The 11,711-nt window shown below is 65.3% G+C and carries 11 protein-coding genes; all 11 read left to right on the top strand.

Annotation, left to right across the window (positions count from 1 at the left end; translation table 11 throughout):
* The first annotated feature begins 17 nt into the window (after positions 1–17).
* From V7Z98_RS02830 to V7Z98_RS02780, 11 genes are read left to right on the top strand one after another with little or no spacing between them, the layout of a single operon-like run.
* Positions 18–794: a crotonobetainyl-CoA--carnitine CoA-transferase gene (locus tag V7Z98_RS02830; RefSeq protein WP_334156912.1), complete on the top strand. Its 777-nt coding sequence runs from the start codon at positions 18–20 to the stop codon at positions 792–794.
* A 51-nt stretch (positions 795–845) separates the two neighbouring features.
* On the top strand, positions 846–1,841 hold the full coding sequence (locus V7Z98_RS02825; protein WP_334156911.1) for a Gfo/Idh/MocA family protein: 996 nt from the start codon (positions 846–848) through the stop codon (positions 1,839–1,841).
* Between the two features lie 11 nt (positions 1,842–1,852).
* Complete coding sequence (locus tag V7Z98_RS02820) at positions 1,853–2,557, top strand: acylneuraminate cytidylyltransferase family protein (protein ID WP_334156910.1); 705 nt, start codon at positions 1,853–1,855, stop codon at positions 2,555–2,557.
* 15 nt (positions 2,558–2,572) lie between these two features.
* On the top strand, positions 2,573–3,373 hold the full coding sequence (locus V7Z98_RS02815) for an SDR family oxidoreductase (RefSeq protein ID WP_334156909.1): 801 nt from the start codon (positions 2,573–2,575) through the stop codon (positions 3,371–3,373).
* A gap of 47 nt (positions 3,374–3,420) precedes the next feature.
* The gene (locus V7Z98_RS02810) at positions 3,421–4,314 is read left to right on the top strand and encodes a sulfotransferase (protein ID WP_334156908.1); all 894 of its coding nucleotides are present in this window, start codon (positions 3,421–3,423) and stop codon (positions 4,312–4,314) included.
* Positions 4,315–4,334: 20 nt separating this feature from the next.
* A complete protein-coding gene (locus V7Z98_RS02805) occupies positions 4,335–6,083 on the top strand; it encodes a hypothetical protein (protein ID WP_334156907.1) in 1,749 nt (582 codons plus the stop codon).
* Complete coding sequence (locus V7Z98_RS02800; RefSeq protein WP_334156906.1) at positions 6,076–7,314, top strand: acyltransferase family protein; 1,239 nt, start codon at positions 6,076–6,078, stop codon at positions 7,312–7,314. Before V7Z98_RS02805 ends, V7Z98_RS02800 begins: the two co-directional genes overlap by 8 nt.
* A complete protein-coding gene (locus tag V7Z98_RS02795; protein WP_334156905.1) occupies positions 7,281–9,062 on the top strand; it encodes an ABC transporter ATP-binding protein in 1,782 nt (593 codons plus the stop codon). The genes V7Z98_RS02800 and V7Z98_RS02795 overlap by 34 nt, the downstream gene beginning before the upstream one ends.
* On the top strand, positions 9,059–9,787 hold the full coding sequence (locus tag V7Z98_RS02790) for an FkbM family methyltransferase (RefSeq protein WP_334156904.1): 729 nt from the start codon (positions 9,059–9,061) through the stop codon (positions 9,785–9,787). Before V7Z98_RS02795 ends, V7Z98_RS02790 begins: the two co-directional genes overlap by 4 nt.
* Positions 9,784–10,923, top strand: coding sequence for a CgeB family protein (locus tag V7Z98_RS02785; protein ID WP_334156903.1), 1,140 nt, complete (start codon positions 9,784–9,786; stop codon positions 10,921–10,923). The genes V7Z98_RS02790 and V7Z98_RS02785 overlap by 4 nt, the downstream gene beginning before the upstream one ends.
* On the top strand, positions 10,920–11,711 hold the full coding sequence (locus V7Z98_RS02780) for a class I SAM-dependent methyltransferase (protein ID WP_334156902.1): 792 nt from the start codon (positions 10,920–10,922) through the stop codon (positions 11,709–11,711). Before V7Z98_RS02785 ends, V7Z98_RS02780 begins: the two co-directional genes overlap by 4 nt.

Genomic DNA, 11,711 nt, shown 5'->3' with positions numbered 1-11,711 from the left:
TTTAGGAAACACGAAAAATGACTGACAAGACCGACAAGCAGGATAAGAACATCAAGGCCAAGTGGAACTCCTCGGCCCACGAGGAAAGCATCCGCGGTGATATCGTCAAATATTTCCGCCAGTGCCCGATCCCAGATCGGGAGATTCTGCAGAATCTACCCCTGTTCCTCAGCCGGCAGAACCTCTCGCAGATCCTGTTCGTCCACGAGATGTACCAGCACATCGTCGACGTTCACGGCGTGATTATGGAGTTCGGCGTGCGCTGGGGGCGCAACCTGGCCCTCTACGAATCCCTGCGCGGCATCTACGAGCCGTTCAACCATAATCGAAAGATTATCGGCTTTGATACTTTCGAGGGCTTCCCCTCGGTAGACCAGAAGGACGGCAATGACGAAATCATCACCGTCGGGGCCTACAACGTGACCCGGGATTACGTCGATTACTTGGTCAATGTCCTCGACTACCACGAGCAGGAAAGTCCGATCTCCCACATTAAGAAGTACGAGATCGTCAAGGGCGACGCCTCTGCGGGGATCACACGCTACCTGGGTGAGCATCCGGAGACCATCGTTGCCCTGGCCTACTTCGACTTCGACATATACAAGCCGACCCTGGACTGCCTCGAAGCGATCCGCGGCTGTCTGACCCGCGGCAGCGTGATCGGCTTCGACGAGCTGAACAACGCCACCTATCCGGGCGAGACCCTGGCACTGAAGGAGACCCTTGGTCTGTCGACTTACAAGATCCGCCACAGTCGATTCAGCCCGACTCAGTCCTACATAATCATCGAATAACCGGCCGCCGGCGACTATCCCTTCGTCCTATCCATCATGCGATTCGTGATCATGAGCCTGGGCAGCATCGGGCAGCGCCATCTGCGCAACCTGAGGGCGACCTATCCCGACGCGGAAATCGCCGTCTGGCGCCGCTCCGGCGGCGCGGACGAGGCCCCGCCGGCCGGTGCCGACCGGCTGTGCCTGTCCCTGGAGGAGGTGCTGGCCTTCCTTCCCGAGGCGGCGATCATCGCCAGCCCGGCCTCGGTCCACCTGGAGGCGGCCCTCGCCCTCGCCGGCGCGGGCGTGCACCTGCTGGTCGAGAAGCCCCTCTCGGTTTCCGCCGTCGGGATCGACGCGCTGATCCACCTCTGCCAGGCGCGGGACGTGATCCTGATGGTCGGCTACAACCTGCGTTTCATGCCCAGCCTGATGCGACTGCGCGAACTGGTCCGCGCCGGGGCCATCGGCCAGGTCCTCAGCGCGCGCGCCGAGGTCGGCCAATACCTGCCCGACTGGCGGCCGGCCGCCGATTACCGGCAGGGCGTCACCGCCCGCGCCGCGCTGGGCGGCGGGGTGCTCCTCGAGCTGAGCCACGACATCGACTACCTGCTTTGGACCCTGGGGCTGCCGGCGCGGGTGACCGCCGCCGGCGGTAAGTACAGTGACTTCGATTGGGATGTGGAGGACCTCGCCGAACTGCTCCTGGAATATGACAACCCGCGGCGTCTGGTCAGCATCCATCTGGATATGCTGCAACGCAGCCCGACGCGGACCTGCCGCGTGGTCGGCAGCGAGGGGGTGCTGCTCTGGGATTGCATCGCCGACCGGCTCGACCTGTTCCAGGCCGCCGACCGGCAATGGCGCCAGGTCGATGTCCTGCGGCTTGACGACAAGAATCTGATGTACATCGACCAGCTGACCGCCTTCGTCGACTGCGTGCGCACCGGACGGCAGCCGACCTGCACCGGCGGCGAGGGCCGCCAGGTGTTGCAGGTTGTCGACGCGGCCCGGGTTTCCATCCAAGCCGGGCAGCGGGTCGATATCGACTGGGAGGGCAGGGCATGACGAAACGGTGTGTGGCCTTCATCTTCGCCCGCGGAGGATCGAAAGGCGTCCCTAACAAGAACATCAGGCCCTTGGCCGGCAAGCCGCTAATCGGCTATCCGATCGAGACGGCCCTGGCCTGCGGGTGTTTCGATGACGTGGTGGTCTCCACCGACAGCCCGGAGATCGCCGCGGTCGCCCGCGAGTTCGGCGCCTCGGTGCCCTTCATGCGGCCGGCCGAGCTGGCCACTGACACGGCGAGCGAATGGCAGGCCTGGCGTCATGCGATCCGCAGCGTGGAAGCGGCCAGCGGCGCCTTCGACGCCTTCGTCAGCCTGCCGGCCACCTCGCCGTTCCGCAATGTCACCGATGTCACCGCCTGCATCGAGACACTCGAGGCCGACCCCGAGGCCAGCATCGTCATCACCGGCCGGCGTTCGGAGCGCAGTCCCTACTTCAACATGGTCCGGATGGACGAGCACGGCTACGTGCATGTCGTCATTCCCCCGGACCAGGTCCTGGTGCGGCGCCAGGACGCGCCCCAGGTCTATGACATCACCACCGTCGCCTACGTTTCTCGCCCCCGTTTCATCCTCGACGCAGACAACATCTGGCAAGGCCATGTGAGGATGCGCGAAGTGCCGGTCGAACGCGCCCTGGACATCGACACCCCCCATGATTTCTTCATCGCCGAATGCATCGCCAAAGCATATCCCGGCATCCATCTGACTCGCTAGGTCACGGACCCGAACATGAGAACACTTGCTGAACTCGGCAACCTGAAAGGCCAGCTGGCTCTGATCACCGGCGGTGCTGGACATGTCGGGCGTACCGTCGCCGCCGGCCTGGCCGAACTCGGCTGCGACCTCTGTCTGCTCGACCTGGCGGAGAGCAAGGTTGACGAGGTGGCCGTCGAATTGCAGACCCACTGGGGCACCCGGGTCCTCGCCCTGCACGTGGATCTGGAAATCGAGGCCGAGCGCTGCCGGGTGCCGGCCTTCGTCGAGGAACACTTCGGTCGCCTGGACATCATGATCAACAACGCCGCCTTCTATCCCCGCGAAAAGCTCGAAGGCTGGGTGGCGCCGCTCGAGGAGCAGTGCCTGGAGGTGATCCGCCGCTGCATAGAGGTCAATCTGACCGCCGGCTTTCATCTTGCCCAGATCTTGGTCGGCCCGCTGCGCCAGTGCCGCGGCCGGATCATCAACATCGGCTCAATCTACGGTGTGCTCGGACCAGATTACTCCCTCTACGGCGATACCGGCATGGGCAATCCCGCGGCCTATGCCATGAGCAAGGGCGGCCTGGTCCAGCTCAGCCGCTGGATGGCGACCACCCTGGCTCCCGCGGTGCGGGTGAACTGCCTCTGCCTGGGCGGCGTGGCGCGCAATCAGTCCGAATTCTTCGTCGAGCGCTATGTCGCCCGCACGCCCCTCGGGCGGATGGCGACGGAGGAGGATTTCAAGGGCGCGATCGCCTTCCTGGCCAGCGATCTGTCGGCCTACGTGACAGGCCAGGTCCTGATGGTGGACGGCGGCTGGACTGCCTGGTGAGCGCCACGCCGGCGCCCTGTCGAACGCAACCGAAGTTGGAACCGAGAATGCTAGAACTACATCCTGTCACCCGTGACTGCGCCAATGCCGCGATCCTTGTCTCGGGCAGCGCACGCAGCGGCACGACCATCGTCGGTAAGCTGATTCACAGTTTCGCCACGGTCGAGTACGTCTTCGAGCCGCCGGCCCTGATCGCCCTGTTCCCGCTGATGGACGCCATGCCCCGGGAGCAGTGGAATTACCTCTACGAGGCCTATCTGTACGAGGAGTTCCTCATTAACGCGGTCTCCGGGCGGACCATCAATACCAACCGGGCCGATGACAGTTCGATATTCGCGACCAAGGGCGAGGCAGAGATCGCCCAGCGCCTCGACCGCTCCTGGCCGAAGGGTGAGGCCGCCCGGCTTGTCGCCGGTCGGCGTGCGGCCTACAAGATTCCGAACATCGTCGCCTGCATCCCGGAATTGCGTCGTCGCTATCCGGGGATGGCCGTGATCATGATGGTCCGCGACGCGGTCGAGACGATCCACTCGCTGATGGCCAAGCACGTGTTTACCCCCGACCATCCGAGCGCCGCGCTGCCCTGGCCCTTCCGCCGCGATGCGGGGGCGGTGATCCCCTATTGGGTCAAACCGGGTGACGAGGTCCTGTGGACGGAACTCAACGAGATCGACCGCTGCGCGTACTACTACATCTGCATGAGCGAGGCGGCGGACGGCGGCGATCGCCAGTTCCTGCAGAAGTATTCTGAGTTGCTGGCGGCGCCGCAGGCCGCCGCCGAGCGGCTGGCCGATTTCCTCGGCGTCGGTTTCGGCGAACGCACCCCCTCGGTGCTTGAGACGATCAGGCCGACCGGCAAGCCCCGCGATCCTGGGATTATCAACCGGATCAGCGAGCAGTTCCGGGCGCGGGTGGTCGAGCTGTCCGCCAGGGCGGAGTGAGGCGCGCCCGGGGCCCCGTCATGAAGATCCTGTTTTTCAGCCCGCACGCCTATTTCTCCGTTCATGCCCTGCCCGAGGCGGTGGTCGCCGAGGCGCTGGCCCTCGCCGGCCATGACATTCATATGATCAGCTGCGATGGCCTATATCGCCGGCACTGCCTGACCATGTCGAACGTGGGCTACGCCGACCAGGCGAAGAAGCGCCGCATCTGCGCCGTGTGCAAGACCAATCGCAATGCGATCGGCGCCGAGTTCCGCTTCCCGACCACGGGCATCGAGGCCTATCTGACCGCCGCCGAGGCGGGCCAGGCCGCGGCCGCCGCCGCGGCCCTGGACCCGGCCAATTTCCTGCAGTTCGAGTGGGACGGCATCCCGGTCGCCAGCTACGCCCTGTATGAGTTCTGGCTGAACCACAAGCTCTCCTCCGAGGAGATCGATACGGCGCTTTGGCCCGAGTACCTGGCGATCTTTGAGAATACCCTGAAGACCCTGTTCGCCAGCCGGCGGATGATGGACGATCTGAAGCCCGCACGCATCGTCTGCTACAACTCCCTCTACAGCGTCAATCGGGTGATGGCTGCGGTCGCCGAGCAGAAGGCGATCCCCCATTTCACCCTCCATGCGGGCCGCCACCATAAGCACCGCCTGCAACAGATGACGATCTACAAGGGGATCGGCTACGGGGTGACCGTGAACCGTCTGCCGGCGTTGGCGGCGTACCGCGCCCAGCCGTGCACGGCGGCCCAGGTCGACATCGTCACCGAGCATGTGCGCGAATTGTTCCGGGCCACCTCGCCCTGGGTCTATTCGATCCGGAGCGGCAAGCGCGCCAGCGCTGAACTGCTCGACCGCTATGCCGTAGGCGAGGGCTGCAAGGTGCTCCTCGCGGTCATGCGTTCCAATGACGAGCGACTTGCCGCGCGCTTCGCCGGGGTCGGCCACTACGACGGCACCCCGCTGTTCGCCGACCAATACCAGTGGCTGTCCTGGCTGGCCGGGTTCGCCAGGAACCATCCCGAATACGTGATCATCTTTCGGGTCCATCCACGCGAATTCCCCAACAAGCGGGAAGGGGTGACCTCGCAGAACGCCTATGCGTTCATGAATTTCATCGAGACCCTCGAGCTGCCCGCCAACCTGCACATCAACCTGCCGCGGGACAACCTCTCCCTCCACGACCTGCTGAAGATTTCCGACGTGCTGCTCAACAACACGTCCACCGCCGGTCTCGAGGCCTCCCTGTTCGGAATTCCGGTGGTTGGCATCCGCGACGATCTGTATGCCTTCGACCTGGCCCTGCAGGAGGAGCCGGACTCGATCGACGATTACGTGGCTCGGATCGCCGCAGCCTGCGCCTCGGGCTGGCGCTTTTCCCGGGTGGTCGGGGTGTATCGCTGGCTGAACTACCTGAACACCGAGACCGCGATCGACATCGCCGATGCCTACGATCCCGCCCGCCAGGCCGCCACCCGTCGCGGCCGGATGATGCAGCTGCTCCGCCGCAAGCTGCGCAGCGCCCTCGGCCTCGCCGGCGGCTTCGACGAGATTCGCGGGCGGGCCCGTCCGCCGGCCGGTGCCGACAAGCTGGTTTATGCGATTGTCAATAACCGGGACAGCCACATCGGTGCCTTCCCGATGGGGCCCGCCGGCGATCCCGCCGTCGAACGCCAGGGGATCCGGCAGGCCTATGGCGCATTCATGGAATCGATCAGCAATCCCGAGGACGCCCAGTTCCGCAGCAGGATCGAGGCCTGCCTGGCCAATGACTGACGCGTGCCAGGCCGGGGCGGGACCCCTCGACGCCGGCAAGAACGCCGCGCGCGGGATCGCCGCGCTGTTCGTCTGCATCGACCACGCCTACGGCCTGTTCCTCGAGCCCCATTTTGGCGACACGGCGGTGGCTTCCCATTTCGTCGCCCTGGCCGCCCACCAGGCGGTGATGGTCTTTTTCGCGATCAGCGGTTTCCTGATCACCCGAAGCATCCTCGCCAACCTCGACCGCAACGCCGGCTTTTCCCTGCGCGACTATCTCTACGCGCGGATCGCCCGAGTCTATCCGCCGCTGGTGTTTTCGGTGCTTCTCACATGCCTGCTCTACCTGATCGTGCAGGCGCTGGGTCTGGCCGGCAGCAGCGCTGAGGCACCCTACCGGATCGGCAGCTTTCCGCTGATGCGCGAGGTCTTCGCGCTCAGCGGACGGGACGCCCTGCGCGCCCTTGCGATGGTTAACGGCCTACTGCTCGCCAACGGCCCCCTGTGGTCCCTGTGCATCGAATGGTGGATCTATGTCGTCGTTGGTCTGACGGTGTTCGTCTTCTCGGTACGCGGCCTGCTGTGCAAGGCGGCCTGGGGGGGGGTGCTCGTCCTGGCCGCGACGCGCCTGCATGGGGTCAATACCCATGCCCTGTTCTATCTTGGTATCTGGCTGTTCGGCGGCGCCCTGGCCCTCGCCCGCCAGCGCGCCGGGGGGTGGCCCGCCCGCCCCTGGGGACTGATCGGCGGCCTGTTCGCGGTGATCATGCTGGTCAGTGCCCTCGCCCCGGACTTGGTCCTGGCCGGCGGCCGCCTGTTCGGCTGGGGTGAGAACGCCGTCCAGTTCGTCATCTGCGCCTTCTGGTGTGCGCTTATCCTACCCGATCAGCGAAGTGGCACGACCATGGCCTGGGGGGCCCTGTTCCATCTTGGCGAATGCTCTTTCAGCCTCTACATCCTTCATTTCCCGCTGATGCTATTTTTCCTCTCGGTTATGCAATCGGCATTAGGCACAGCTCTCCCTGTGGCCCTCGGTGGAGCCGTCGCGGGGGGGGGCGGTGTCGCTGACGGTGGCCCACCTGTCGGCCCGCCTGTTCGAGGACAAGAAGCGTTTCCTCGCCTTGCTGCTGGCGGTCGATGCCAGCCTGGCGCCGCGGCTCGGCCTCGGTCGCCGTGGATAATCATCAACAAACTCACTTGTGGGGAACGCCAGCCTTGCATGCACGTAGCATCCAGCCCGACTCGGTGATCGGCTTCCTCGCGGACTTCGCTGGGCGCGGATTTTCCGCCCGCCTGTTCGCGGCGATCCTGCTTTCCTCGCTGTTCGACCTGGTCAGCATTGCGGTGATCTTCCCCTATCTACGGGTGGTCACCGACGCCGCCAGCCTGCAACGCCTGCTCGAGCTGTGGCCGGCGGTCGCGGCCTACAGCCAGGCTCAGGTGCTGATCGGCCTCGGCCTCGCCCTGATCGTCCTGTACCTGCTGAAAAGCCTGCTCCAGGCCCTGCTGCTGCGGTACCAGAACCGGCAGCTGGCGGCCCTGATGTCGGCCTTCACTGACGATGCGGTGAACCAGCTGCTCCACGCCCGCTATGCCCTGTTCCTGCGGATTCCCGGTTCCGATATCGGGGCCACCGTGTTCACCAGCCCGATTCACGCCTCCCTGGCCTTCCGCGCCCTGTTGCAGATGGCCAACGAGATGACCTTCGTCAGCCTGCTGTTCGTCACCTTCCTGATCGCCAGTCCGTTGGCGACCCTGGTTGCGGTGGTGGTCCTGCTTGCCGTCGGGGTGGTCCTCTACTTCAAGGTCATCCGTAACACCGCGCGCATCGGACGGCGCCAGGCCGACGCCGAAAAGGCCCGTTACCGCCTGCTGTTCTCAATGATCAACGCCATCCGCGACATCAAGGTAATGGGTCTCGCCGGCCTCTTCGAGTCCTTCAGCAAGGACGTCACCGCCGCCTTCGAGGAGGTCTCCTGGCGCTACAACTACAACCACGCCCTGCCGCTGATGGCGATCGAGGCCACGGTGCTGGTCGGGGTGGTGGCGACGGTGATGGGGATCACATTGCTCGAAGTGGATATCGCCCGCGCCCTTCCGGTGATCGCCCTGATCGGCGTCGCCGCCGCCCGCTTAGTGCCCGCCGCGGCCAAGTTCTTCATGGCGCTGAACTCCTTCCGCTTCTATCGCGAGTCGGTTCTCCGCTACATGGACACCCGCCGCCAGCTGATCGAGGCGCGCCACGAGAAGGTCGCCGACGCGCTCGCCTTCGGCGAGGAGATCAGCCTTTCCGGGATCAGCTTTGCCTACGGCGAGAAAACCATTCTCGATGACATTGACCTGACCCTGCGGTGCGGCGGCAGCTATGGCATCGTCGGGCCCTCGGGGGCCGGCAAGTCCACCCTACTCGACATCCTGACCGGCCTGCAGATGGCCGGCGCCGGCGAGTTCCGTAGCGACGGCGCGCCCTTCGATCCGTTTTCCAGCGCGAGCCTGACCCGCCTAGTCGGCTACGTGCCGCAGAACATCACCCTGCTTGATGAGAGTATCGCCTTCAACATCGCCTTCGAGCACGACTACGATCCCCAGCGGATGGCACGCGCGATCCGCATGGCCAATCTGGACGGGCTGATCGCCAGCCTGCCTGACGGGGTCGAGACCTTGGCCGGGGAGAACGGCGCCCGCCTCTCCGGCGGCCAGCGCCAGCGAGTCGGCATTGCCCGCGCCTTCTATCGGGAGCCGGCGATCCTGGTCCTCGACGAGGCGACCAGCGCTCTTGATCCGATCACCGAAAAGGAAATCGCCCGCGAGCTTGCCGCCCTGAAGGGGCGGATCACCCTGCTGATCGTCTCCCACCGAATCTCCGCGGTGGAGGATTGCGACGAGATATTCGTCATGGACCAGGGCCGCATCGTCGCTCGCGGCCGCCATGACGAGCTGCTCGCCGCCAGTCCCCTCTACAAAGAACTCTTCCTGTCGCAAGGCAATCTCCCGTGAGCACAGACACTAACCAAACGGCATTTGCGGGAACGACCCAGTGGTGGCCTCGTCTCAAGCAGACGATCCGCGACTGGATACCCCTCGGCCGCCTGTCCTATTCCCAGGAAGGGGAGGACCTGATCCTTGCCCGGCTACTCGGCGCGCCGGCTACCAGCGGCTTCTTCGTCGATGTGGGAGCCCACCATCCGGTGCGCTTTTCGAATACCTATTACTTCTACCGGCGAGGCTGGTGCGGGATCAACGTGGATCCGCTGCCCGGCACCGAGCACCGCTTCCGGCGCCTGCGGCCCCGCGACATCACCCTCGAGTGCGGGGTCGCCGTAGCGCCGGGAGTGCTGACCTACCATGCCTTCAACGAGCCGGCCCTGAACACCTTCTCGGCGGAGGAGGCGGCGAAGAAGGCCCAGGGGGAATACCGGGTGATCGCCCGGACTCAGGTCCCGGTCCGCCGTCTCGACGACCTCCTGAATCAGCACCTGCCCGCCGGAACGGCCATCGACTTCATGACTATCGACGCCGAGGGCCTGGACTTCGAGATCGTCCAGTCGAATGACTGGCAGCGCTATCGGCCGCGCTTCGTCCTGGTCGAACTGCTCGAAACCGGCCTGGCCGAGATCGCCGCACATCCGACCGCCCTGTTCCTTGCCGACCATGGCTACCGGGCCTGCGCCAAGTCGGTCAATACGGTGTTCTTCGTGGACAGCCGGGACGCCCCAGCGTGAAGATCGCGATCCTCGACACCTACTATCCGCGCTTCCTCGCCGAGCATTATCGGCAGCGCCCCGGCCTCGCCGCGCAGGACCACGCCAGCCAACGGGAGTCTCTGCTCGGGCGCGCCTTCGGCACTGCGGATTTCTATTCCGCCCACCTGCGCCAACTCGGCCACGAGGTCCACGACCTGATCGTCAACTGCGTGCCGTTGCAGAACGCCTGGGCCCGGGAGAGCCGCGTGACCTTCAGCCGTCTGGCGCTGGGGGTGCCCCAGCGCCTGCTGCGCGCGCCCCTGATCGGGCCGTGGCTAGGTAGCCTGCCCGGGCTGGTACAGATCGCCGTGGCCCAGATTCGTGCCCTGCGCCCGGACGTGCTGTACTGCCAGGACCTATGGTTCCTGCCGCCGACGGCCCTGGTTGGCCTGAAGCCCTATGTCGGCATCATCGCTGGCCAGGTCGCAAGCCCGCTGCCGCCGCCGCCCTACTTGCGCGCCTTCGATCTGATTACCACCTCGTTTCCCCATTTCGTTCCTCGCCTGCGCGCGATGGGAATTTCATCCGAATACTTCCGGATCTCCTTCGAGCCGCGGGTGCTGGAGCTGCTGGGCGCGGTCGAGCAGGATATCGAGGCCAGCTTCGTCGGCGGCATATCGCGCCACCATGGCAACGCCCTGCCGATGCTGGAACGCCTCGCCGACGAATGCGGGATCGATTTCTTCGGCTACGGTGCCGGCCAGTTGCCACGCCGCTCGGCGATCCGCCGCCGGCATCACGGCGAGGTCTGGGGGGTGGACATGTACCGGGCTCTGGCGCGCAGCCGACTCACCCTCAACCGGCATATCAACGTCGCCGAGAACTACGCCAACAACATGCGCCTCTACGAGGCCACCGGGGTTGGCGCGATGCTCCTCACCGACAAGAAGGATAATCTCGGTGAACTGTTCGAGATCGGCAAGGAAGTGGTCGCCTACAGCAGCATCGAGGAAGCCATCGAGCTGATCGGCCATTACCGGGCCCACCCCGACGAGGCGCGGGCGATTGCCCTGGCCGGCCAGGCGCGGACCCTTGCGGAACACACCTACCTGCGCCGCATGGAGGAACTGGGACCGATGCTGGAAAGATATCTGGCGGAGAAGGCCAAGCGATGAAGCATCACCTGCGCAAGCTGCTCAAGCGGTTTCCCCGGCTCAAGCGGGCGGCTCAGCGTCTGCTGTCGGCACGCGGGGTGTCGACCGACTATCAGGAACTCGCCGACGAGGGCCGCACCGCGGAGCTGGAGCGGCTCGGCCCGGCCTGGAAAAGCGAGATCCTGCCGGCCCGCCAGCGCGAGCTGGTAGAGCGGGAGCTGACGGCCTACCTGCAGGGCGCGGCGGTACCGGTGTTCGACGTGCTGGTGCGTAGTCTGCGCGACCTCGACGACACCGGTGAACCCCTGCGCGTGCTCGAGGTCGGCTGCTCCAGCGGCTATTACTCGGAGGTCTTCGCGATCGCCGGACTGGTCGTGGAATATGCCGGATGCGATTATTCAGAGGCCTTCGTGGCGATGGCCCGGGCGCGTTATCCGGGCCTCAATTTCGCCGTCGAGGACGCTACCGCCCTGGGTTATCCCGATGGTGCATATGACGTGGTGATTTCCGGCTGCTGTCTGCTGCATATTCCGGCCTATCCGCTCGCCGTCGCCGAGACCGCCCGGGTCGCCCGCCGCTACGCGATCTTCCATCGCACCCCGGTGGTGATCGGGCGGCCGGATATGTACTACCGCAAGAAGGCCTACGGGGTGGAAACCGTCGAGATCCACTTCAATGAGGCCGGCTTCCTGGCCCTGTTGGCCGCCTCGGGCCTGGAGCTGATTGCCACCCATACCCTGGACGAAACCCTGGTGGACGGCCGGGGCCACGCCACCCGCAGCTACGTCTGTCGCAAGAAGGTCGCCTGA

The sequence above is a fragment of the Oryzomicrobium sp. genome (genome assembly GCF_036820405.1).
Taxonomy (GTDB): Bacteria; Pseudomonadota; Gammaproteobacteria; order Burkholderiales; family Rhodocyclaceae; genus Oryzomicrobium.
Note: the sequence above shows the minus strand (reverse complement) of the source record. Positions and strands in the feature narration are given on the sequence as shown.